The sequence below is a fragment of the Rhodococcus sp. WY5 genome (assembly GCF_018588185.1).
In the GTDB taxonomy this organism is placed as follows: domain Bacteria; phylum Actinomycetota; class Actinomycetes; order Mycobacteriales; family Mycobacteriaceae; genus Rhodococcus_F; species Rhodococcus_F qingshengii.
In genome coordinates, this window is sequence record NZ_JAAMPR010000001.1 from 533,177 (window position 1) to 557,500 (window position 24,324).

At 61.4% G+C, this 24,324-nt stretch carries 18 protein-coding genes and 2 rRNA genes (1 of these 20 running past the window's edge); 9 read left to right on the forward strand and 11 right to left on the reverse strand.

The annotated features are described in order from the left end of the window. Nucleotides 1-21: 21 nt before the first annotated feature. Complete coding sequence (locus G4D79_RS02410; RefSeq protein ID WP_099697787.1) at nucleotides 22-1,389, reverse strand: cytosine permease; 1,368 nt, start codon at nucleotides 1,387-1,389, stop codon at nucleotides 22-24. Nucleotides 1,390-1,540: 151 nt separating this feature from the next. Further along, nucleotides 1,541-2,272 (reverse strand): SDR family oxidoreductase, encoded by a 732-nt coding sequence (locus G4D79_RS02415; protein ID WP_042922757.1) that lies wholly within the window; start codon nucleotides 2,270-2,272, stop codon nucleotides 1,541-1,543. A 244-nt stretch (nucleotides 2,273-2,516) separates the two neighbouring features. Between G4D79_RS02415 and G4D79_RS02420 the strand changes: the two genes are divergently transcribed. Next, nucleotides 2,517-2,657: a hypothetical protein gene (locus tag G4D79_RS02420; protein WP_003941170.1), complete on the forward strand. Its 141-nt coding sequence runs from the start codon at nucleotides 2,517-2,519 to the stop codon at nucleotides 2,655-2,657. On the opposite strand, the gene G4D79_RS02425 is transcribed toward G4D79_RS02420, so the two are convergent. Further along, a complete protein-coding gene (locus tag G4D79_RS02425; protein ID WP_372455471.1) occupies nucleotides 2,645-3,109 on the reverse strand; it encodes a hypothetical protein in 465 nt (154 codons plus the stop codon). The two genes, G4D79_RS02420 and G4D79_RS02425, sit on opposite strands and share 13 nt — an antisense overlap. Nucleotides 3,110-3,112: 3 nt before the next feature. Here G4D79_RS02425 and G4D79_RS02430 point away from each other — a divergent pair, with 3 nt between their 5' ends. The 6 genes from G4D79_RS02430 to G4D79_RS02455 all read left to right on the forward strand — a co-directional run bounded on the left by G4D79_RS02430 (nucleotide 3,113) and on the right by G4D79_RS02455 (nucleotide 13,273). Next, a complete protein-coding gene (locus G4D79_RS02430) occupies nucleotides 3,113-3,415 on the forward strand; it encodes a ribosomal protein L7/L12 (protein ID WP_232329970.1) in 303 nt (100 codons plus the stop codon). A gap of 428 nt (nucleotides 3,416-3,843) precedes the next feature. Further along, a complete protein-coding gene (locus G4D79_RS02435) occupies nucleotides 3,844-5,697 on the forward strand; it encodes a BCCT family transporter (RefSeq protein WP_050655916.1) in 1,854 nt (617 codons plus the stop codon). Nucleotides 5,698-5,819: 122 nt separating this feature from the next. Further along, nucleotides 5,820-9,713 (forward strand): Pls/PosA family non-ribosomal peptide synthetase, encoded by a 3,894-nt coding sequence (locus tag G4D79_RS02440; protein ID WP_099697788.1) that lies wholly within the window; start codon nucleotides 5,820-5,822, stop codon nucleotides 9,711-9,713. A gap of 11 nt (nucleotides 9,714-9,724) precedes the next feature. Continuing rightward, nucleotides 9,725-11,026 carry a M1 family metallopeptidase gene (locus G4D79_RS02445; protein WP_050655931.1) on the forward strand — a complete coding sequence of 434 codons (1,302 nt, stop codon included), beginning with the start codon at nucleotides 9,725-9,727 and terminating at the stop codon, nucleotides 11,024-11,026. Between the two features lie 148 nt (nucleotides 11,027-11,174). Continuing rightward, nucleotides 11,175-11,690 carry a DUF1449 family protein gene (locus G4D79_RS02450; RefSeq protein WP_064443044.1) on the forward strand — a complete coding sequence of 172 codons (516 nt, stop codon included), beginning with the start codon at nucleotides 11,175-11,177 and terminating at the stop codon, nucleotides 11,688-11,690. Nucleotides 11,691-11,701: 11 nt separating this feature from the next. Further along, entirely contained in the window at nucleotides 11,702-13,273 is a 1,572-nt protein-coding gene (locus tag G4D79_RS02455) for a flotillin family protein (protein ID WP_003941083.1), read from the forward strand. Between the two features lie 45 nt (nucleotides 13,274-13,318). Here the strand turns inward: G4D79_RS02455 and G4D79_RS02460 are convergent, their stop codons facing one another. Continuing rightward, nucleotides 13,319-14,593 carry an MFS transporter gene (locus G4D79_RS02460; RefSeq protein ID WP_070161580.1) on the reverse strand — a complete coding sequence of 425 codons (1,275 nt, stop codon included), beginning with the start codon at nucleotides 14,591-14,593 and terminating at the stop codon, nucleotides 13,319-13,321. Beyond that, nucleotides 14,593-15,237: a GntR family transcriptional regulator gene (locus tag G4D79_RS02465; RefSeq protein ID WP_007727164.1), complete on the reverse strand. Its 645-nt coding sequence runs from the start codon at nucleotides 15,235-15,237 to the stop codon at nucleotides 14,593-14,595. Before G4D79_RS02465 ends, G4D79_RS02460 begins: the two co-directional genes overlap by 1 nt. Before the next feature lie 175 nt (nucleotides 15,238-15,412). Between G4D79_RS02465 and G4D79_RS02470 the strand changes: the two genes are divergently transcribed. Continuing rightward, nucleotides 15,413-16,534, forward strand: coding sequence for a GGDEF domain-containing protein (locus G4D79_RS02470; protein WP_099697789.1), 1,122 nt, complete (start codon nucleotides 15,413-15,415; stop codon nucleotides 16,532-16,534). Nucleotides 16,535-16,548: 14 nt separating this feature from the next. On the opposite strand, the gene G4D79_RS02475 is transcribed toward G4D79_RS02470, so the two are convergent. The 4 genes from G4D79_RS02475 to G4D79_RS02490 all read right to left on the reverse strand — a co-directional run bounded on the left by G4D79_RS02475 (nucleotide 16,549) and on the right by G4D79_RS02490 (nucleotide 20,790). Further along, complete coding sequence (locus G4D79_RS02475) at nucleotides 16,549-17,346, reverse strand: SDR family NAD(P)-dependent oxidoreductase (protein WP_214514217.1); 798 nt, start codon at nucleotides 17,344-17,346, stop codon at nucleotides 16,549-16,551. A 77-nt stretch (nucleotides 17,347-17,423) separates the two neighbouring features. Further along, a complete protein-coding gene (locus G4D79_RS02480) occupies nucleotides 17,424-18,122 on the reverse strand; it encodes a class F sortase (RefSeq protein ID WP_042922789.1) in 699 nt (232 codons plus the stop codon). A gap of 129 nt (nucleotides 18,123-18,251) precedes the next feature. Continuing rightward, complete coding sequence (locus tag G4D79_RS02485) at nucleotides 18,252-19,706, reverse strand: hypothetical protein (protein WP_235867823.1); 1,455 nt, start codon at nucleotides 19,704-19,706, stop codon at nucleotides 18,252-18,254. A gap of 625 nt (nucleotides 19,707-20,331) precedes the next feature. Beyond that, entirely contained in the window at nucleotides 20,332-20,790 is a 459-nt protein-coding gene (locus tag G4D79_RS02490) for a carboxymuconolactone decarboxylase family protein (RefSeq protein ID WP_007727180.1), read from the reverse strand. Nucleotides 20,791-20,837: 47 nt separating this feature from the next. Here G4D79_RS02490 and G4D79_RS02495 point away from each other — a divergent pair, with 47 nt between their 5' ends. Further along, the gene (locus tag G4D79_RS02495) at nucleotides 20,838-22,232 is read left to right on the forward strand and encodes a PLP-dependent aminotransferase family protein (protein ID WP_099697791.1); all 1,395 of its coding nucleotides are present in this window, start codon (nucleotides 20,838-20,840) and stop codon (nucleotides 22,230-22,232) included. A gap of 288 nt (nucleotides 22,233-22,520) precedes the next feature. Here the strand turns inward: G4D79_RS02495 and rrf are convergent. Together rrf and G4D79_RS02505 are read right to left on the reverse strand one after the other, a co-directional pair. Then, nucleotides 22,521-22,637 (reverse strand): 5S ribosomal RNA (rrf, locus tag G4D79_RS02500). A gap of 153 nt (nucleotides 22,638-22,790) precedes the next feature. Beyond that, nucleotides 22,791-24,324 (reverse strand): 23S ribosomal RNA (locus tag G4D79_RS02505) (it continues 1,600 nt past the right edge of the window).

Here is a 24,324-nt window from a genome sequence, read left to right on the forward strand (position 1 = left end):
CCTTCTACAGTGTGTGCCGTGCTAGTGCGTGAGCGCAGATTTCCCCGAAGTCTCTTGCGGCGCTTCGGTTGCGGTGCGTCCGACTCCGCGAATCAGGCCGAGTCGACCCGCGACGACGTAGAGAACGAAGGCCGAGGCCACCGCGTTGATCGACGGCAGGCCGAAGGTGCTGTAATGACCGATCAGCGCCGAGACGATCCAGATCACCAGCGTGGCCGGTACCCAAGTGGGTGCCGAGTTCGGGAGGGTACCCGCAGCTCGACTCTCCTCCAGATCCTTGCGCCATGTCTTGACGATGAAGTATTCCGCCACCATGATCCCGGCGATCGGCGGGAATCCGACGCCCAACAGGATCAGGAAGTCGGTGAACGAGTTCAGGATTCCGGCAGCCGCGAGGACCGAACCGGTGATGCCGACAACTGCTGTGACAACTGCGCGATTGATCCGTCGACCGAACACGACGTCGATGAAGTTCACGACGCCGAGCCCCGAGCTGTACAGGTTCCAGTCGTTGATCTTGAAGGTGCCGAGAACGATGATCAGAACGCCGACCCAACCGACCGACGAGAGAATGATCGTGGCGATGTCGGAACTGCGAACGGCATGGGCAAGAAGAACACCGGTCAGCCCGATCACGTATTCGCCCAACGTTATTCCGACGAGCGTCTGCTTCACGACATCGCCTGCCGTGCGGTTGAAGCGCGTCATGTCAGGTGTGATCACTGCTCCGGCAATGAAACCGCCTGCGACGATGGTAGTTCCGGCGAGGAAGCTGAGCTCCGGCCCGGCCGGCGCAGATGTCATCAGATCTGACAGCGAGTGATTACGCAGTTCGGCGATGACGGCCCAACCGACCAGGATCAGGAACAGCGGAACGGTGATGTTGGCGATCAGTTGCATGGATCCGAACCCGCGAAGGACTATCGCGGTGATCAGGAGACCGAAGGCCAAAGCCCACGCCCACAACGGCAGAAACGGCATGATTCCGTGCAAACCTGATGCAGAGACAGCAGATTGAATGCCGAACCAACCGATCAGGCTGACCCCGATCACCAAACCGATCACCGCGGAACCTGCGTGCCCGAATCCACACCAGCGTGCGACCACCGATGTGTTGAGCCCTTCACGAACCCCGATGATGCCGATGAAAATACAGACGACCTCGAGAATCACCGCCCCGACTGTCAATGCCCAGAAGGCATTCCAGAACGTCATTCCGTAGCCGAGCGTCGCACCGAGCAAGAACTGTGCGAGTGCCGATACCTGACCGAATCGCTGTACTGCCACCGAGAACCACGAATATCGTGCTTCGTCGGGAACGCGGGTGAGCGCGTAGTCGTCACCGTCGGACACTTCACCGCCGGCGGCGGTCGTTGACGTGTTTTTCATGACGGACTCCTCGAATAGTTGGGAAGTGTTCTCGGAGAAGACGGTACGAATGTGGCCAGGGTCACGCCTATGGGCGAATTGGCGTTTCTTCGTGTTACGACAATGCATTTCGCACAGTCGTCATTTCACACAGTCGCCAAATCGCACGGGTCTAACGCAACGCGTACCCGCCGTCGGGGTACAGCGTGGAACCCGTTGTGTACGTGTTGGTGAAGAGATAGAACACCGCTTGTGCAATCTCGTCTTCGTTCCCGACGCGGCCGAGCACGTTGTTCTCGGCACTCCAGGTGAACGCGGCCTCCCGAACCTCCGCCGGGCGCTGAGCCCACAGATGCCCGTCGATGGTTCCGGGAGCGACAGTGTTGACGCGGATCGGCGACAGTTCGACCGCCAGCCCCCGCCCGAGCCCCTCGATTGCCGCGTTGGCTGCAACGTATGCCGCGGCAGCTGCGGGTGGCCGCACACTGGCAGCGCCGGACATGAGGACCACCGATGCGGTGGGTGTCAGCTTGTCGAGCGCAGCGTGCACGACGCGGTACTGCCCCCAGAACTTGGAGGTGAACGGCGACGCCGCTTCCTCGACGCTCTGTTCACGGAACGAGCCGACCTGGTAATCGGCAGCCGTGGTGAAGAGCGCATCGACGCTGGGGATGTTGGTGAAGAACGCTTTCACCGAGTCGTCGTCGGAGGTGTCGACGGTGAACCAGTGCGCCGCCTCACCCAGCTGCGCGGCCGCTGCTTCGAGCTTGGATGCGGTTCGGCCGCCGAGAACTACCTGCGCACCGGCGTCGACGGCAAGCTGCGCCACTCGCAGCCCGATGCCTGTTCCGCCGCCGATCAGTACGACGGTCTTGCCTGAGAGAGGAGAAGGTGTCGTTGTCATGCAGCGACTGTAGGGCTCACCGAATTGTCCCGACATGTGCAGAACGCACAGATTTCACTACGGCACAGTGCTAAGTATCGAGACTTAGCTGTTAGAGGACACCGCCCCGGGGGATCTCGCTTGACGACGTTTGCTGCGTCGAAACTGCCTTCACATGTACTCCTCCTTCGAGTTCGCCTGTAACAAAACAACTCCCACGACCGAAAATGTCGGTGAACCACAACAGCGAAGGGAAGTAACGACTATGGGATCAGCAGACGTCATGGCCTGGCTCGCCGAGGGTTACCTCGCCGGCGATCCGATTCGCTATCCGCTCTACGTCGGATCGATGTTCCTCGCGATGCCGTTCCAACTGATCGGCGTAATTCTGGGTCACCCCTTCTGAATCGTCACATCAGGCCAGGGCGGACGACGTAGAACGGCCAGAGTTGCGATCACTGCGGCCGCCAACCCGATGAACTCCCCCATCAAAGCCGCCCTGGTGTGATCGACGGCCGGTGACCACGACGGCTCACCCTCGTGGATCGAGAACACTCCCACTGGCACCGGTATCGGGTCGCGGCGCCACCGCCGGTGTAGACGCGAAACCGTGATGATCGTCGATCCGTCGCTGGTCTGGTGCGGTTCTCCGAAGATCGTCGAGGTCCCTGATTCCCCTCGAAATCGCTCCACCGCATCACGAATCTCCATGATCTCCATCGTCGCATCGAAACCGCAGCACTGTGCGAGTATCGATCGATGGCCGAGTGGTGGAATCCGAGCAGGCGCGTCGAGCGATGGTGGCAGACGATTGGCCTCGTCCTGCTCGTAGTCGTAATCGGTCCGAGCACCATCCATACAGTGACCACGGAACCGACAACCGGTAATTGGGTTCGCCTGGCAATCTGGCTTTTCGCGACGGCCGGATTTGCCTACGGCACCGTCCAAGCCTGGCGAAACAGGAACAAACCTCAGTCGGTGTGGTGGGAAGGGACGACTGCCCCCACCGAAATACCCGCCGACGACGTCCGTAGCGCACTCGCGTCGACAGACGACCGCATTCCGGCAATCAAGGCACTACGCGAACTGCATCCGGGCTTGGGTCTGAAGGATGCGATGGATCTGATCGACGCTCAGCGGGGCGAACAGGGCCCGCATCACTGATAGTTGCGACCATCACAATCACAGTTAGGTATCGACACCTGACCGCCACGATCGGGCAAGCACACCAGGAGTTAACCACCTGACAGACAGGCTGTTTCGCCGAGTTTGACAAATGTGGTCAATCGGTGAGCGTCGACTCGACCGATTCAACTCACCGTACCAATCGAATTCGCCGTTCAGCATTCCACTCATGGCCCAATGCCACTATTACCCAACGATTTACAACCGGAACTACGGTATCCAGTGAGAACTTTCGCGACAGTGCAGCATCTTTCGTCCAGTTGAGTTGACCGAAACTTGACGTTACGTTGAATTTCAAAGCAATAGCCCGGTCTTGACCTGCGATGGTGTGAGCGCAACGCCCACCTACGCGTGACACGTGGCTGCCCGTATGGGCGCTGTGAATGCCTGAACGTTCGAGGAGTGGAATGACTGCGGTCAAAACTGCGTGGCGTGAACTACGGAAACCCGTGTTCATCCCCGCGTCGATAGTGATCTTTGCCCTGATCGCCTTTGCCGTGATCTATGCGGGAACCGCTGCGGATGCTTTCGAAACTCTCAACAACGTGATCAGCGACGGCGTCGGCTGGTGGTACATCCTCTCGGCTACCGGTTTCGTGATCTTTGCGCTGTACTGCGGAATCAGCCGCATCGGCAACATCCGATTGGGGCGCGACGACGAGCAACCCGAGTTCGGCATGCTCTCGTGGTTCGCGATGCTCTTCAGCGCCGGGATGGGCATCGGCCTCGTGTTCTACGGAGTGGCAGAACCCCTTTCGCACTATGTGAACCCTCCCGTCGCCGGGCAGATCGCGGGATCCACGGACGCCGCAGCCAATCAAGCGATGGAACTGACGCTGTTCCACTGGGGCCTTCATGCATGGGCGATCTACGTCGTCGTCGGCCTTGGTCTGGCGTACATGACCTACCGCAAGGGTCGTCCGCTCTCGATCCGTTGGTTGCTCGAGCCGCTCCTCGGACGGGCTCGCATCGAAGGAAAGATCGGCCACGCCATCGACGTCGTCGCCATCGTCGGCACGCTGTTCGGTGTCGCGACGTCGCTGGGCTTCGGTGTCCAGCAGATCTCGGCCGGCCTCGACTACCTCGGCTGGGTGGAGACCGACAACTGGTTGGTCATCACCATCATCGTCATCGTGACGGGCATGGCCACCTTCTCGGTCGTCTCCGGCGTCACCAAGGGCCTCAAGTGGCTCTCCAACATCAACATGATGCTCGCTGCCGCGCTGGCACTCTTCGTCCTGATTCTGGGACCGACGCTGTTCCTCATGCAGTCGTGGGTGCAGAACCTCGGCGGATACGTCCAGGCCTTGCCCGAACTGATGCTGCGTACGTCCCCGTTCGCCGAAGACGGCTGGCAGGGCGCATGGACCATCTTCTACTGGGGTTGGTGGATGAGCTGGGCACCGTTCGTCGGCATGTTCATCGCGCGCATCTCACGCGGCCGCACCATCCGCGAATTCGTCTTCGGTGTGCTGCTGGCCCCGACGCTGGTCGGTTCGTTGTGGTTCACGATCTTCGGTAACTCCGGCATTCTGCGTCAGCGCAACGAGGGCACGATGCTCGACGCATCCGGCGCAGTGGACACCAACACGTCGTTGTTCACGCTTCTCGACGGACTTCCGCTCGGAACGATTTCGAGTGTTCTCGCGATCGTCGTGATCGTGTTCTTCTTCGTCACGTCCGCGGACTCCGGCTCGATCGTCATCGACATCCTCGCGACCGGTGGCAGCTTGGAGACCTCCAAGATCACGCGTGTCTACTGGACGTTCCTCTCCGGTGCCGCGGCCGCAGTTCTCCTCATCGTGGGTGGCAGTGGATCGCTCACGGCGCTGCAAACCGTTGCCATCGCCACGGCGGTACCGTTCTCGGTCATCATGGTGCTGGCATGTCTGTCGATGCTGAAGGCGTTCCGATACGAGGTCGCTTCGGCACCACGCTACCTGCGGGTTTCTACAAATGCCTCGGCATCGACCGACGTTCCGCAACCCACCGAAAAGCGGCTCCGCGATCTGAAGATCTCGTCGACCTTCGCCGGGCTGACCCCGTCACAAAGCGGAATCATGACGGATCCCTCCGACGCCCACATGCTCGTCGCGGTCCACGAAGTTCCCGCCCATGCGGTCAACATCGACCCGGATACCGGCGCCGTCGACTTCTCCGAGGAATCGAAGGTCGTCGATCCGCTGGGCGGAGAGGTGTTCGACACACCCGAGTTCGCCGACTCGGCAGAAGGCCACGCGCAAGCTGCCAGTACGGACTGACCGGCACGTTCGGCATGTTGCATTAGGCATATCTGTTCACCAACTCGCAAACTTGTCATGAGACTTTCAACTCGACAGTTCGCAGGACTCTAAGTTTCGTGAGTAGAACAGGACCAACGGGTTTGCCACTCCAGTCGCAGTCGGAGACGGAACAATCTTTCGGGATTCCGTCCGTATTCCTACGGTCGGCGCATGCACCTGCGCCGCGCACGCTCATCGACATCGTGCGGGCCTCAGCCGAGGCCAACCCGGAAGCACCTGCCATCGACGACGGCGACACCACACTGTCGTACTCGGAGTTGCTCGACGAGATCGAGCTCGGTGCGCGCTGGCTCGGTGATGCCGGCGTCGGCGCAGGTGACCGCGTCGGAATCAGGATGCCGTCAGGTTCGCGTTCGCTGTACGTCGCGATCCTGTCGATCCTCGCGGCGGGCGCCGCCTACGTTCCCGTCGACGCCGACGATCCGGAAGAGCGCGCCGAGTTGGTGTTCGGCGAGGCGCAGGTAGCGGCGATCATCACCGGCGACGGAATCCAGCCGGGGACGGCGCCGAAGCGGCTCGAACATCCACCGGTTCGCGAACCCGAACCCGAGGACGACGCCTGGATCATCTTCACCTCAGGATCCACGGGCACCCCCAAGGGCGTCGCGGTCACTCACCTCAATGCCGCGGCGTTCGTCGACGCCGAGGCGCGCATGTTCCTCCAGGACGAGCCCATCGGGCCTGGTGACCGCGTCCTCGCGGGGCTGTCCGTGGCATTCGACGCGTCCTGCGAGGAGATGTGGCTCGCGTGGCGTCACGGCGCCTGCCTCGTCCCGGCGCCTCGTTCACTGGTTCGCAGCGGCATGGACCTCGGCCCGTGGCTGGTCTCGCGTGACGTCAGCATCGTCTCCACTGTGCCGACGCTTGCGTCTCTGTGGCCGGCCGAGGCCCTCGAAGCCGTTCGACTCCTGATCTTCGGCGGCGAAGCCTGCCCACCCGAACTGGCAGAGCGCCTGGCCGTCGAGGGCCGCGAGGTCTGGAACACTTACGGCCCCACCGAGGCAACCGTCGTCGCCTGCGGCGCACTGATGGACGGCAAGAGCCCCGTCAGCATCGGCCTCCCCCTCGACGGCTGGGACCTTGCCGTCGTCGACGCCCAGAGCAATCCCGTCGCGGTCGGTGAGGTGGGCGAGCTGGTGATCGGCGGCGTCGGCCTCGCCCGTTACCTCGATCCCGCGAAGGACGCCGAGAAGTACGCGTCGATGCCCTCGCTCGGGTGGGATCGCGCCTACCGAAGCGGCGACCTGGTCCGGCTCGAGACCACCGGCCTGATGTTCCAGGGCCGCGCGGACGATCAGGTCAAGCTCGGCGGCAGGCGCATCGAACTCGGTGAGGTCGACAACGCCTTGCAGAACCTGCCGGGTGTGAGCGGCGCTGCCGCAGCCGTGAAGAAGACGGCAGCCGGCAACCAGCTCCTCGTCGGATACATCGCCAGCACGGATCCCGACTTCGATCTCAAGGCCGCTCATGCGCTGCTCAGCGAGCAGCTACCAGCAGCCCTCGTGCCGCGTCTGGCGTTGATGGACGAACTTCCGACGCGTACGTCAGGCAAGGTCGACCGCAATGCGCTGCCGTGGCCGTTGCCCGGCGCCGGTGAAGATGCCGGGGCCGCGTTGGGCCTCGACGGCACCGCCGCCTGGGTTGCCGGTCTGTGGGGTTCGATCCTGGGCGCGCAGATCACCGGACTCGACGACGACTTCTTCGAAGTGGGCGGCGGATCCCTCTCTGCGGCTCAGCTGGTAACCGCCCTGCGCGAGCGGTTCCCCGAAGTGACCGTCGCACAGCTCTACGACCACCCACGGTTGGGATCGCTCGCCGAATATCTCGACGAATTGGCACCCACCGAAACTGTGGAGCCGCGCATCGTCGCTCCGACACCCTTGAAGACTCAGCTCGCGCAGATCGCCGTCACCGTTCCGCTCACGACGCTCACCGGACTGCAGTGGGTGACGTGGCTGGCGATCGCGAACAACGTCCTCGGCTGGTTCGTCGACGTCAGCTGGGCGCCCACGGTCTCGTGGTGGTGGATCCTGTTGGCGTTCATCGTGTTCATCACGCCGATCGGCCGTATGACCATCGCCGTCGTCGGGGCGCGCCTGCTCCTACGCAAGTTGGAGCCAGGAACGTACCCGCGAGGTGGTAGTGAACACCTGCGTCTGTGGATAGCGCTCCGACTCACCGAAGCCAGTGGCGCAGCCAACCTTTCGGGCGCACCGTGGATGCTCTACTACGCCCGCGCCCTCGGCGCCGACATCGGCAGCGGCGTCGATCTCCACACACTTCCTCCCATCACCGGCATGCTCGAACTCGGTGACGGCTGCTCCGTCGAACCCGAAGTCGACCTCTCCGGCCACTGGATCGACGGCGACGTCATTCACATCGGCGAGATCAAGATCGGTGACGGCGCCTCCGTCGGTTCACGCTCGACGCTTCTGCCCGGCGCGCGTATCGGTCGCGACGCCGTCGTCGAACCCGGATCTGCGGTGTTCGGCCGAGTGAAGGCAAACCAGCAGTGGGCCGGCTCCCCCGCCACCAAGGTCGGGAAAGCGAATCATCCTTGGCCTGCCGAACATCCGAAGCGTGCACCCGGCTGGGTGCCGGTATACGGTGTCACCTCGGTCTTCCTGGCCGGTATGCCGATCTTCGCGCTGATGGCCGGGATCGCATTGATCGGTTGGTGGATTCGCGACACCGACACGCTCGCGAGTGCAGTGCTCCAATCGCTGATCATGCTTCCCGTCGCGACCATCCTGAGTTTGCTCGTCTTCGCAGTCGTCACCCTTGTGGCCGTTCGTCTTCTCTCGATCGGGCTGACCCCCGGTTACCACCCTGTCCGCAGCCGCATCGGCTGGCAGGTGTGGGCGACCGAACGCCTGCTCGACTCGGCCAGAACCTTCCTCTTCCCGCTCTACGCGAGCCTGCTGACACCGGGATGGCTCCGCCTTCTCGGCGCCAAGATCGGCAAGAACGTCGAAGCCTCCACCGTGCTCCTCCTTCCCAAGTTCACGACGGTCGCCGACGGCGCATTCCTCGCTGACGACACCATGGTTGCGAGCTACGGCCTCGGCGGCGGCTGGATGCACATCGAACAGGCGAAGATCGGCAAGCGCGCGTTCCTCGGCAACTCCGGTATGACCGCCCCCGGTCGACGCGTCCCCAAGAACGGTCTGGTGGCGGTTCTGTCGGCTACCCCGTCCAAGGCCAAGTCCGGATCATCGTGGCTGGGTAGTCCACCGGTACGTCTGAGAAGGGCTGCCGGAGACACCGACGCCGCCCGCACGTTCAATCCGCCCATGCGCCTCAAGATCGCCCGCGGAGTGGTCGAAACCTGCCGACTGATCCCCGTCATGGTCACGTTCGGCATTGGTCTCGGTGTTCTGTTTGCACTCGAAGCACTGGTCGGCGCAGTCGGATTCTGGTTCGCGGCTCTGCTGAGCGGCGTAATTCTGCTCGTCGCCGGAGCAGTGGCGGGCGCGATCACCATCGCCGCCAAGTGGATCGTCGTCGGACGCATCGCCAAGGTCGAGCATCCGCTGTGGAGTTCGTTCGTCTGGCGAAACGAGGTAGCCGACGCCTTCGTCGAGACCGTCGCGGCGCCGTGGTTCGCTCGCGCGGCGACTGGTACGGCCGTACTGAACATCTTCTTGCGTGGACTCGGGGCCAAGATCGGTAAGGGCGTTTGGTGTGAGTCGTACTGGCTACCCGAGGCAGATCTTGTGACTTTGGGCGACGGAGCGACAGTGGAACGGGGGTGCGTCGTGCAAACTCATCTCTTCCATGATCGGATCATGTCCATGGACACCGTCACTTTGGGAGCAGGAGCAACGCTGGGACCGCACTGTGTCGCGCTACCCGCAGCCGGCATCGGCGCGGGAGCGACGGTAGGGCCTGCATCTCTGGTGATGCGAGGTGACACCGTTCCGCCCTCCACCCGCTGGCAGGGCAACCCGATTGCACCGTGGGTGGCGTCGTGAAGCCGAACCGAATGCTCGAGGAGCCGATCGATCCGTACCTGCCGCTCAACGGCAACCGCGGGTACCGCGTGTCCCGGTACGAACTGGAACTGACGTACAAGGTCTTCAGCAACCGTCTCGCCGGCAAAGCTGTCATCACCGCTGTCACCACCGAGAGCCGATCCAAGTTCAGCTTCGACCTCGCACAGAACCTGCAGGTGTCCAAGGTGTCCGTCAACGGTGCCCGCGGCACCAAGTACGCGCACTTGAACAACAAGCTGATCCTCACGCCGTCTACCAAGATCCCCGCGGGCGGTGCCCTGTCGGTCACCATCGCGTACAGCGGCAACCCCGAGCCGATCAAGAGCCTGTGGGGCGAAGTCGGCTGGGAGGAACTCGACGAAGGAACTTTGGTCGCAAGTCAGCCCAACGGCGCGGCGTCCTGGTTCCCGTGCGACGACCATCCGATTTCCAAAGCGTCGTACCGAATCTCGATCACCACCGATTCCCCGTTCTATGCCCTCGCCAACGGCAAGCTGATCCGCAAGCAGACCCGTGCGAGTCAGACGACGTGGGTCTACGAGCAGACCGAACCGATGGCAACCTACCTGGCAACCATTCAGATCGGTCAGTACGAGCACCGACAAGTGAGCGCCGGGCCGGTACCGGTCTTCGCCGTTCACCCACCTCGGCTGCGCGCAGCGTTCGACGTCGACTTCGGGCGCCAACCCCAGATGCTGGAGGTCTTCGGAAAGCTGTTCGGCCCGTATCCCTTTGCCGACTACACCGCTGTGGTCACCGACGACGAACTCGAAATCCCCATCGAAGCGCAGGGACTCTCGATCTTCGGAGCCAACCATTGCACAGGCAGGCGCGGTTCCGAACGTCTTGTCGCACACGAGCTTGCCCATCAATGGTTCGGCAACAGCCTCACTCTCGGGCAGTGGTGCGACATCTGGCTGCACGAAGGCTTTGCCTGTTACGCGGAGTGGATCTGGTCCGAGAATTCCGGTGGTCCGTCCTCGAACCAACTCGCGACAAACGCCTATCAAGGGCTCGGGCGTAAATCTCAGGACTTGATCGTCGCCAATCCCGGTCCTGCCCTGATGTTCGACGATCGAATCTACAAGCGGGGCGCATTGACTCTGCACGCCCTGCGCGGCGTTCTCGGAGACGAGAAGTTCTTCGAACTGATCCGTCAGTGGACCACGAAGCATCGGCACAGCACGGTCAGTACCGAGCAATTCACCGATCTCGCTTCACGTTTCACCGACACTCCATTGCGCCCACTGTGGGATGCATGGCTGAATCAGCGCTCTCTGCCTCGTCTCTGACGCTCTCTCACCGCGATATCACCACGCCGAAACATTCCGAATGCGCCGATTAGCTTTGTCTTACCTTTACTATAGAGGTGGGCCGAGGGACGACCCCGACAACACAATTCTCAGGGCACGCTTCCTCGACAGGTAGATCGGGGGATCGATGTTCGTTGTATTCACAATATGTTTCGTAATCGGGGTCGTCGCCCTGATCGGAGCCTTTGCCGTCGGCGAGGTTGCAGATCTGGGCGGCGGCCACGCAGACGGGCTGCCATTTCTGAGCCTGACAACCTTGGCCACAGCACTTTTCGGCTTCGGCGCCGGCGGCGTAGCTGCCACTCTCGCGGACGCTCCGACATTGGTAGCGGCGATTGCAGCACTCGCACTCGCCGCCGTTCTCGTTGTCGTCACGCGCGGCCTACTTCTCCCCTATCTCATTAAGCAACAAGATAATTCGCACATCGGACGAGCTTCGTACTCCGGGCTGTTGGGCACGGTCACCCTCACCATTGCAGCCGAAGGTTGGGGAGAAGTCTCGTTCGTCGACGCCGAAGGCAATCGCGTGCAGGCCAAGGCCGTCAGTGCACAGCCGATGGCGCTCACCACCGGCACCACCGTCTACATCGCCGATGTAGACGATCAATACCTTCACGTCGTCACGGTTGACGACGCGATCTAAGGACTCGATACATGCTGCCAATCATCATCATTGCGGTTGTAGTCGCAGTAATCATCTTCATCGTTCTCCCCGCGATCTACGTGAAGAACTACGTCAAGGTCCCGCCGAACGAAGTGGCGGTCTTCACCGGACGAGGCAAGCCGAAAGTCGTCCGCGGCGGAGCCCGGTTCAAGATTCCGGGAATCGAACGCGTCGACATCATGTCGCTCGAGCCGTTCAACGTCAGCATCAATCTCAAGAATGCGCTCTCCAACGACGGTGTTCCGGTCAACGTCGAGGCAGTCGGCCTGGTACGAATCGGTTCCGCCGACGAAGCGGTTCAGACAGCGGTGCAACGATTCCTGACCTCCGACCTGGACGAACTCCAGCAGCAGATCAACGAAATCCTCGCCGGCAGCCTGCGCGGAATCACCGCAACCATGACGGTCGAGGATCTGAACTCCAACCGCGATTCGCTCGCACGCAGCGTGGTCGAGGAGGCAGGCGGCGACCTCGCACGCATCGGCATGGAAGTCGATGTCATCAAGATCGCGGGAATCTCCGACTTCAACGGCTACCTCGAATCGCTCGGTCAGCGCCGCATCGCCGAGGTCAAACGTGATGCCGCGATCGGAACTGCTGAAGCAGAGCGTGATTCGCAGATCCAGTCGGCAAAGGCGCGACAGGCAGGCTCCGTCGCACAGGCCGAGGCCGACACTGCGATCGCGAGTGCAAATCAGAAGCGCGACGTCGAACTCGCTCGCCTTCGAGCACAGACCGAAGCCGAGAACGCCGAAGCCGACCAGGCCGGACCACTCGCGCAGGCAACGGCCGAGAAGGCCGTCGGCATCGCACGTGAGCAGGCCGAGGCGGCCCGCGTCGAAGCTCGCACCGAGGTCGAGCGTCGTCGCGCCCAGCAATCGGAAGCGGCATTGCAGGCAGATGTCATTGCACCGGCCGAGGCCGAACGCCAAGCCTCCATCGCACGCGCAGAGGGTGAGCGACAGGCCGCGATCCTCCGCGCCCAGGCACAGGCCGAGTCAGCAAGGCAGGCCGGCGGGGCTCAGGCCGATGCACGAAAGCTCGTCGCCGACGCTGTTCGCTCCGAGCAGCAGGCTGATGCCGACGGCCTTCGAGCACGTCTGGAAGCCGAAGCTGACGGCCGCAAGGTAGCGGCCGACGCCGTTCGCGCCGAACAGCAGGCCGAAGCGGATGGTTTGCGCGCCAAGCTCGAAGCCGAGGCTGCCGGTAAGCGTCAGATCGCCGAGGCGCTCAATTCCTACACCCCGCAGGCCGCGCAGTTGCTCACTCTGCCTGACGTTCTGGCAGCACTGGTCGACGCCACCGCAGCAGCAGCGAAGCCGGTCGGCGACATCGATCGGATCTCCATCGTCGGCGGCAGCGACGGGGCGCAGGGTTCGATCGGCTCGATCCTGGGCATCAGTCCCCAGGTGATTGCCGGTGTCATCGAAACTCTCGAAAGCTCAGGCGTCGATATCACCGGTTTGCTCAACGGCCTGAACAAGACCGCATCGGTTCCGGCCGGTTCGGTACACAATTCGGTCCACAGTTCGGAAAACGGTTCCGCAACTGTAGACGCGTGATTTCGCCCCGGTCCGCCGACTCTCGCAGGGGTCGGCGGACCGGCTTCACGCGCTCGGCAGGTGTGAACGCGACTTGAAGAGAATCAGAATCAAGCAGGCAGCGGCGGCGGCTGATCCGAACAGCAGAGTCACCGTGTAGCTCAGTGCCGGAATGCTTTCCGACAGCATCGCCAGCAACGCAGGCACCGCGAACCCGATGTAGGTGATCGAGTAGAACACCGCGGTCAATCCTGCCAGATCGTCCGGCCCCGCGATTCGCTGGATCTCCAGCAACCCGGACACCAGTGCCATGCCGTACCCGCAACCGAGGATCGCTGCAGCCACGATCGCGATCGCCACGGTCAGCGTCGACGCAACCAGAGCAGCACCGGCCATACCGACCACCAGAAACACCAGAGCCACAACGGCGCCACGAGCACTGCGGTCGGTGTCGATTTTGCGCCCCAACGACTGAATCGCGAATCCGCATGTCAGCGCGACCATGCACAGCAGAGCCGAAAAGGCCACGGGCGCATCGCCACTGTGCCCGGTCATGAGCGCCGGAATAACTGCATACGCGACACTGGCGGCACCGAACACCCACGGCGCCAACGGAACAACGACGTAGAGGAATCTGCGGTGACCTGCCGAGGGGATCTTGAGGTCGTCGATCAACCTGCGACGGTCGGATTTCGCCTGTGCCGGTCGTGTTTCGGGCGCACGCCACAGCGCCATGGCGGCGAGGACGGTGATCGCGATGTGCAGCACGTACGCCAACACACTCGGCATGGGCGCCCACTGCGCCAAGATTCCCGCAGCACCCGCTCCCAAGGCGAAGCCCGCGGTCAGACTCATCGCTGCTCGCCGAGCACCTGCGCCTTCCGACGCCGTCGGATCCCAAGGTTGCGTGGACAACTCCTTGACCCAGGAGCCGCCGACGGCCATACCGATCCCCAAGGCGATGCCACAGAGGATTCTTCCCAGGATGAGAGCAGCGGCGGAGTCCGCCCCGAAAGCGAGCAGCGTCGAACCGGCGATCGCGATGATCGGCGAGGGGAGCATGATCGGGCGTCGACCCAATCGATCGGACAGCGGGCCGCCGAGCAGCAGGGCCGGCACAATTCCGACGACGTAGGCGAAGAGGAAGAAATCGACCATCACCGGCGAATAGCCGTGGTCGAGTCGGTACATCACCAGCAGTGGGGTGAATTCGTTTCCGCCCCAGGCAGCGGCGAACATACTGGCGGCAACGGTCAGCCACAGCCACTTTCCGCCGGAGATGCGTTCACCCTCGAGACGAGTTTCGGCCGCGGTCCCAGCGCCGATCGTTTGGGTGCTCATCACAGAGTTCCTTCGAAGCCGAGGCCGTGGACCTGGCGCATGTGTGTGAGGACGGCAGTGTTGTATCCGTCGGCATCGCCTGTGTCGACGAGGTCGGTAAGCGCGGTGTGATCGGCAAGGATGCGCGAGAGTTGGCCGGGGTCGCGTGAGATCGACCGGGCTGTCATCCGTCGTTGCCTGTCGCGCAGACTCGCGTAGAACGAGTCGAGCAAAGGGTTCCCACCGGCGGCAACGATCATCTTGTGGAAGTCGGCATCGATTGCGCTGAACGCGGCCACGTCCCCGCGATCAGCAATCTCACGTTGCTCGATCAGATTCGCGCGCAACGCTGCGACAAGCGCTTCCCGTGCGTGCGGTCGGACCGACACCACTCGAACGCTCTGAGTCTCGACGAGCTGTCTGGCACTGACTACGTGTTCCGCTTCCCCATCCGCGACCGGGACGATCAGCGCCCCCTTCTTCGGATAGAGGCGCATCCAACCTTCCGACTCGAGACGCAGAAACGCCTCACGCACCGGCGTTCGGCTCACATTGGTCCGTGCAGCGATGTCACCCTCACTGATCAGCTCCCCGCCGGCGAGCTCGCCGGAAAGGATCAGCTCCTTGACTTCGCGGAAGACGGTTTCGGAAGCGGAATACAACATAGACACAAGATGTATTTATACTCCACGCTGGCGCAACGCAGACATCCGGGTCGCCGATCCGAACATCTCGGTCCGATGCGGCATCGATCCAGTTAGCATTGCAAGGTGCCAGACAGAAGAGGAATCAGTTCGCGATGAATGGCGCACGCTCCAGCCTTCGAGGACTGATGCACTCATGACATCGCAGATGAAGTCGATGAGGACGCTGACCCGCGAGTGGTTGATTCTTCCCGATCAATACGACCGCTTCACTCGCTATCTCCGCGACAACGGCCTCACGACCGCCACCCGGCTATTACTTGGCATCATTGTCATCGGACTGGGAGTGTGCGCACTACTGAACAGATTCAGCCCTGCCGGTCCGACAAGCACGATTGCGCTGTTCTTCAATACTGCTGTCGTGATCTCGTGCTTCGTAGTCGGAGTCTCATGGTGGGTCTTCGGCCCCACAAAGCGTCGCTCGTTCGGTTTCGTGGTCTTCTGCGACATCGCGGTCACGATCTCCGTCGTTGGAGATTCCTCCCAGCTCGCACGATTGCTCACCTGTGTCATTTTTGCTCTGGTCGGCATCTACATCGCCTACTTCCACAACCCGAAGTTGCAGATCGCGCACATAGCTTTCTCGCTTCTTGTGATCGCGGTGGCTGCGCAGCCAATTCTGTTCGGGCCGGATCGCGATCCAGCCCTTGGTGTTTCGAAAGTACTGGTCGTCATCACCGCGTTGGTGGTCTGCGCATTCATCTCGCAGATCGTGCTGACGATGCTCAGCATGGATGCTTCCAGTTCCGACCTCGATCCTCTCACCGGCCTCTTGAACCGTCGTGGCCTCGACCGCCACGTCGAGAAGGTACTCGAGGGGTTCCAGCGTCAAGAATCTGCGGCACTACTCGTGATCGCGATCGACATCGACCGGTTCAAGACGATCAACGACGTGCACGGCCACGACGTCGGCGATCGCATCATTCTCCGGGTATCGCAGCGGTTATCCGCCTGGGCACACGCCGATGCTGTCGTCGCGCGGGTCGGTGGCGACGAATTCATCCTCGTCCAAAGACTTTCCGTGCCAGCCATCGGACCGATGCTCAACTCGATCGGACCGGCAATGCACTCGAATACCGACGAGATACCGTCGACTTCGAGCATCGGAATCGCCGTGCGTACCCACAAATTCGTCGCCGGAGAAGACCGCGCAGCAGCGTTCACGGACATGCAGAAAGTCGCCGATTCGGCGATGTACGAAAGCAAGAGACTCGGCGGCGGACGCGTTCACACGATCGTCACCACCGCCGGCAGGTAGCAGTACGCACAATTTCAGTAGTAGACCGGCCCTGGCACTCCTCCACCCGCTGCCACTGCGTCACCGGTGATCGCGATGCTTCGCGGCGATGCCAGGAAGGTCACGACATCGGCTACCTCTTCGGCGTCGATGATCCGGTGTATCGAATTCGTCGCGATACCCCGCTCCACCTCCGCCTGCGAGCGGCCGGATTCTTCCGACTCGCGCGCAATCCGCGCGGTCAACCTCTCGGTCCGCGTCACGCCCGGATGGACGACGGTGACGTTGATTCCCTTGGGGCCCAGCTCGTCTGCAAGATTCTTGGTCAGCGCAGACACACTGACGTTGCGGATCGTGTGGGCGATCGAGGTTGCCTGTCTGGCACCCAAACCGCTGATGTTGATGATCCGACCCCAACCCTGATCGATCAGATACGGCGCTACAGCACGCGCAGTACGCAGGTAGCCGAGCACTTTCACTTCGACTTCGTCTCGCACGACGTCGTCTGTGGTCGCCTCGAAATCCGTCGGCTTTCCGGCGCTGAACGGAGTCGCTGCGGAGTTGACCAGAATGTCGACGCCGCCGAACTCCTTTACTACTTGCCGCACCGACGCCTGAACCGCGTCGTCGTCTCGCGTATCCGTCACGACTCCGATCGCACGAATTCCGAACTCCGAAACCAAATCTCGTGCAACGCTTACGACGGTTCGCTCAGTGCGCGCGAGTATCGCGATGTCGACCCCTTCAGCGGCCAGACCTCTGGCGATTGCCAGACCGATCCCCTTGCTACCACCGGCAACGATCGCACGCTTTCCAGACAAGTGAAGATCCATACCTGCGACACTATCCAACAGGCGGTCCCCGATCTCTACGAAGAGGGATCGGGGACCGTCGGAATCATTCCTGTGTCTCAGACCATCAGATCCGCGTACAGGTAGACGTTGTCGGCGTAGTTGCCCACACCGTCCTCGAATTGCAGTTCGCCGCCGCAGGTTACGACTGCCAACTTACGAGGGCCCTCCGGGCCGGCCAGCACGCTTTCTTCCACACCATCGGCCTTCGGGCGCGTCGTCACCGCAGTCACCTTCCACGACGTGCTCTTACCCGTCGCGTCGGATGTACGGATCACTTCACCCGGCTCGATCGTGCCCAGGTCGAACAGCGCGCCGTTACCCTGGCCGGTCAGATTGACGTGTCCGGCAATCAAGGTCGTGCCGGTGGCGGAATCGAGAGATGCACCGTCGAGCCAGATTCCGACGTTCTTGACGTTCTCCGGCGGAGTGAGAACTCCTTCCGGCACGGTGGCGTCCACGATCGGCGCCTGAACACCGACCGGGTCGAGCGAAAGGGTGTTGGGAGTCATCAACGCATCCGTAGGCGTTGCCGGATTCACGGAGTGCGACATGACAACTCCCGGACTCGGCGGGATCGCAGCATCGTCATCGGAGGATCGCAGGCCGACGAAGGCCATGGAAGCACCGGCGACCAACACCGCGATGAGAGCCAGAATGAACGCGACACGACGCCCTTTGCCTGGACTCGCGGGCTGATCGTGGTTGGGATCGTCGTATGGATTGGATGGATTGGGATCCGACTCGTACATGGTCATCGAACTGTCTCCTGCGGGATGAGGCGCCCCCGGCACCTCGTGCGAATTGACGCCCCCTGCGTCTGATCAATGTCGGCACCGATCACACGAAGCGTGATCGGTGCCGACGTCTACTACACGTGCCTGGTGTCAGGATCGCTTGCGGCGGAGAGCAACTGCTCCGGCAGCAGCCATTCCGACAAGCCCGAGCCCCGTCACTGCGACGGCGACGTCGCGGCCTGAATTCTGTTCAGCAGCACCACCGTCGATGGCAACCGGGCGGGGGCCAGTGGCCGGCTTCGGAGCCGACGGCGCCGGAGTTGCGGGAGTTGCAACCGGCTGCGACGGAACAGGTGCACCCGGAACTACAGGCACGACCGGCACAATCGGCACGATGGGCACGATCGGAACAATCGGCACGATCGGAACGACCGGGGTTGCAGGCGTCGTGGTGGCCGGTGTGGTCGTTGCCGGTGTCGTTGTTGCCGGCGTGCTCGTTGCCGGTGTCGTCGTGGGTGCTGCTGCATATCCGACGCTGGCAGATGCATTCATCGAAGCCGGCCGAACGGTGTCGAACGACGCGAAGATCTGGCACTGTGCGCCTGCCGTGTTCCAGTGCAGGTTCTCGACCGAATCCGGAATGACGCTTGCAGTCACCGAGTAGTCCCCGCCGGCCGCAGCGGTGAGGCAAAGATCAACAGCAGTCGGTGCGTCGCCGCGGCCGTCGACCGTCAGTTGATTTGCAGTCAACGTCGCCGTGGCGTTGTCACCACAGACGGTCAGTTCGGTGCCCGCCGAGGACTGAACAGTGATCGGCTTCCGGTACATATTCGTATTCAGGGTGAAAACGGCAGTCTCGCCGGCCTTCAGAGTCCCCGTCGCGGGTGTCTTGCGAACGAGGTCGAGCGTCTGCGTGACGTTCATGATCTCGACGATGCGAGCTCGCTCGTCGTCTCCGATGTTCCTGTCGCACAGGCTTTTGAAATCGGCCATCAGCGGATTGTCGTAGTCCGAGACACACCACACAAGCGTCTGCCGCGCCGAACGTGCATCCTCGCTGCCATTTCCCGAAACGACACCGTCGAGTTTGGCGGGATTCTGCAGCAACCAACTGATGACAGCGAGATCGTCGGCTGACAGATCGGGATTGCCCGAAGACGGCACCGTCGCACCCATCTCGTCGTTGTGCTTGTCAACCGGCAAACCGTTCTCGTCGACACCGGCACACGGATCGAGATCGAAGTCCGTGCAGTACATCCATTCCGACTTCGCAATTCCGTCGACGTCGCGGACACCGCAGACCGGAGCATCCACCGCGGCCGAGGTACCCCGATCGGTGGTGCCGTACATCGGCACGATGTTGCCGTCGTTGTAGTGATCCAGCCGAATGCCGGAGATGTCGAGCATCTGCTCCGAGGGCGTGTACTCGGTGCCCTCACACAACCCGGCGGTGAACGCCGGAGCGGCCGCGGTTCGCACCGGCATCGGCGCGGACACAGCTGGCGAAGCAAAAGCAACGCTACTACCGGCGACCGTTACGGCAATAGCTGCAGTTAGCGAGAGCCGGAGAACAAGCGGCCTACGCCGTGAACCAGACACAGTCATCAAAGCTTCCCTTTCAAGACATTTCGGTAGCGGGACGGTTGCCTGGATTCCCAATACCACGCCACCCAGCGCTCACTTCCGAGAGGATCAGCCGATCACTTTTGGCAATCAGCCAGTTACTGAATGGCAATGTAGTGCATGTTTCAAGAAAGATCACCCAATCGTCGAGCACCCAGGGCGCAGCTTGGACATTCGGATGACGAGTTAGCCATGAAGATGACTGAACCTTTGTCCAACCGCACAACAATCGCGATCCCCCCAAAATCTGCTCATCCAACCGCGACATTCCCGACATTTCGCCAACGCTAGCCAGTCGGTAACTTGGACATTCTGGGGAAACTCACAGGAAGGGGCGTTTTCAGCTCGCGCGCAAAAGAAGGGGCCCGCTATGCGGACCCCTTCGCCGGAAACTTCCGACCGAGACTGCTTTGTCGGGATTCGGGCAACTTGTAGATGCCCCAGAACAATCTCCACTCACATTATGTGATTTGCCTCACATTCAAAGAATCTGTTGGTTTTGTTCACACCCTGAACCAATCTTTTGGTCCTCTTTGCGTCGATTATCCAGATCTCCGACGGCGGAACCCTGCCCTGCCCTGCCGGAGAGCGGAGCACGAGCCTCGGATCAGTCTCGGACCGGAGGCGCCTTCCTCGTGGTAACCGCAATGCGATTCCACGCATTGATCGTCAAAATGACGCTGATGAGCTGAGCCAGTTCCACGTCCGAGAATTCGCCGGCAGCCTCGCTGTACACCTCGTCCGGAACGAAACCGTCGGTGAGGACTGTCACGGCCTCGGTCAAGGCGAGCGCGGCTCGTTCACGATCGGAGTACATCCCTCGCGCTTCTTCCCACGCGTTCAGTAGGTAGAGCTTCTGCTCCGTGACGCCGACCTTTCGGGCGTCGCGAGTGTGCATGTCCAGGCACCATGCGCAATGATTCAGCTGCGACGCACGCGTGAGGACCAGCTCGACGAGCGTCGGCTCCAGCCCCTTGCGTGCAGCGGCATCCAACGCAATCATCGCCTTGTAGACCTCGGGCGCCAGCTTTGCGATATCCAGTCTTTGTCCTGTTGCTGTAGTCATAACTCAAACGGTAATCCCGGAAAGACCCGGAAACATGGTTCAATCCGGTGGTGAATTCGTGGGCCAATCTTGGGTTCGATCTACATATCGAGCTGCCACAGGGAATCGGGGTTCGCGCTGCACTGCTTCAGACCCTTCGCGACGCGATCGACAGTGGACTGTTGAAGCCCGGCACCAGACTCCCACCTTCCCGCACCCTCGCGCTCGACCTCGGAGTTGCCCGAAACACCGTTGCGGACTGCTATGCCGAGCTCGCCGCAGCTGGGTGGCTTGTCACACGGCCTGGTTCCGGGACCCTGGTCGCCACGCTCGCCAGCACACACACCCGCGAGGTCGAGCCATCACCGACTCGACGACGCTGGACCTACAGCCTTCTCCCTGGATCGCCCGACGCGTCGGCGTTTCCCCGCACTGCATGGATTTCGTCCGCCAGACGTGCTTTGACCACCGCGCCGACCGACGCGTTCGCGACTACTGATCCCAGGGGCCGAGTCGAACTCCGAAACGCCCTCACCACATACCTGAGCCGCACCAGAGGCGTTCGCGTCGATCCGAACTGCATTGTGATCAGTGCCAGCTCGGGTCACGGGATCTCCCTCCTTGCCCGCGCACTCGGAGGAACAATTGCGGTCGACGCTTTCTGCCTTCACCTGCACCGGCAGTTGCTCGCCGACGAAGGGCTGCTGACAGTTCCCATATCGGTTGACCAATCAGGCACTTGCACAGACGAATTGGCGTCTACTTCTGCTGAGAGTGTTCTGCTGACGCCGACCCATCAGTTCCCTCTCGGCGGTCCCCTCACACCGGCGAGGCGCGCGACCGCTCTCGAATGGGCCACGACTACGGGTGGCGTCATCATCGAGGACGACTACGACGGCGAATTCCGTTACGACAGAAAACCTGTCGGTGCACTCCAAGGAATCGCACCGCAGCACGTTGCGTACCTGGGCACTGTCAGCAAGACACTGTCGCCGGCAATTCGCATCGGATGGATGGTGTTGCCGGACAGGCTGATCGAACCTGTCCTCGCAACAAAGGGACCCTACGAACGCTGGGTAAGTTCAACGGATCAATTGACCTTGGCGGACTTCATCGAATCCGGAAGATTCGACAGCCATATTCGAAAGATGCGCACCTCGTACCGACGACGACGCGATCAACTGGTTGCGACACTTGCGCAGCAAGTACCCCAGGTCAGGGTCGAGGGGATCTCCGCGGGACTTCACGCTGTGATCCGTCTGCCCTCCGGCACCGAACAATCTGTTCTTGCAGCGGCCCAGGCGCGCGACCTCGGGCTCGAAGGGCTGTCGGTCTTCCGACATCCCGACGTGTCGTCAGTCGGCGGTGACGGCATCGTCGTCGGCTACAGCACGCCGACGCAGTCGCAGTACTCGAGGACGCTGGATGTGCTCTGCGAGGTGCTGCAGGCGACTCTGCGATAACGCCTGTCGGATCTGCCCATCCGCTCACCTGCCCTGCCCTGCCCTGCCCTGCCCTGCCCTGCCCTGATGGTGTGAACGTACCGTTCCCCTCGCTGAAGAGGGTGAGAGTGTCGTTCACTCGATCCCGGACGGGGTGGTGAGCCCGCTGTGCTCCCGCCCCTGATGGTGTGAACGGTACGTTCGGTCGATCTGAGGCGACGGACGTGCCGTTCGCCCGAAGTCGGGGGGGTGTTTTGGGTACGAGAAAGCCCCCCAACCAGTACTGGTTGGGGGGATTCTCTAATGTGTGTTCGGCGGTGTCCTACTCTCCCACACCCTGTCGAGTGCAGTACCATCGGCGCTGAAGGGCTTAGCTTCCGGGTTCGGAATGGGACCGGGCGTTTCCCCTTCGCTATGACCGCCGTAACTCTATGAAACTGTCACAGTAACCTTCTTCTGATCACCTGGTTTCACCACCCGTCAACACCAGTTTCTGGTGTTGGGGGATGGAGAAAACAGGGTTTCTCATCAGTATCTGTGTGTTGTTTCAGATACCGCACAGTGGACGCGTAGCTTCTTTGTGGTAAGTCCTCGGCCTATTAGTACCAGTCACCTGCATGCATTACTGCACTTCCAGTTCTGGCCTATCAACCCGGTGGTCTGCCGGGGGCCTTACCCCCTCGAGGGGGTGAGAAACCTCATCTTGGAACAGGCTTCCCGCTTAGATGCTTTCAGCGGTTATCCCTTCCGAACGTAGCTAACCAGCGGTGCTCCTGGCGGAACAACTGGCACACCAGAGGTTCGTCCGTCCCGGTCCTCTCGTACTAGGGACAGCCTTCCTCAAGTTTCTAACGCGCGCGGCGGATAGAGACCGAACTGTCTCACGACGTTCTAAACCCAGCTCGCGTGCCGCTTTAATGGGCGAACAGCCCAACCCTTGGGACCTACTCCAGCCCCAGGATGCGACGAGCCGACATCGAGGTGCCAAACCATCCCGTCGATATGGACTCTTGGGGAAGATCAGCCTGTTATCCCCGGGGTACCTTTTATCCGTTGAGCGACACCGCTTCCACTTGCCGGTGCCGGATCACTAGTCCCGACTTTCGTCCCTGCTCGACCTGTCAGTCTCACAGTCAAGCTCCCTTGTGCACTTGCACTCGACACCTGATTGCCAACCAGGCTGAGGGAACCTTTGGGCGCCTCCGTTACATTTTGGGAGGCAACCGCCCCAGTTAAACTACCCACCAGGCACTGTCCCTGAACCAGATCATGGTCCGAGGTTAGAGGTTCAATTCGATCAGAGTGGTATTTCAACAACGACTCCACGATAACTGGCGTCACCGCTTCACAGTCTCCCACCTATCCTACACAAACCGAACCGAACACCAATACCAAGCTGTAGTGAAGGTCCCGGGGTCTTTTCGTCCTGCCGCGCGTAACGAGCATCTTTACTCGTAATGCAATTTCGCCGAGTCTACGGTTGAGACAGCTGAGAAGTCGTTACGCCATTCGTGCAGGTCGGAACTTACCCGACAAGGAATTTCGCTACCTTAGGATGGTTATAGTTACCACCGCCGTTTACTGGGGCTTAAATTCTCAGCTTCGCTCCCGAAGGAACTAACCGGTCCTCTTAACCTTCCAGCACCGGGCAGGCGTCAGTCCGTATACATCGTCTTACGACTTCGCACGGACCTGTGTTTTTAGTAAACAGTCGCTTCTCACTGGTCTCTGCGGCCCCACCCAGCTCAGACAGTAAATGTCGTCACCAGACAGGGCCCCCCTTCTCCCGAAGTTACGGGGGCATTTTGCCGAGTTCCTTAACCATAGTTATCTCGATCGCCTTAGTATTCTCTACCTGACCACCTGTGTCGGTTTGGGGTACGGGCCGTGTGAAAGCTCGCTAGAGGCTTTTCTCGGCAGCATAGGATCACTGAATTCGCCTCAATCGGCTACGCATCACGTCTCAGGCTATGTGCGACCCGGATTTGCCTAGGTCACGCCCTACACGCTTACACCAGTATTACCACTGACTGGCTCAGCTACCTTCCTGCGTCACCCCATCGCTTGGCTACTACCAGATCAGGTCCCATGCATCCACCAACTCGAGACCCGA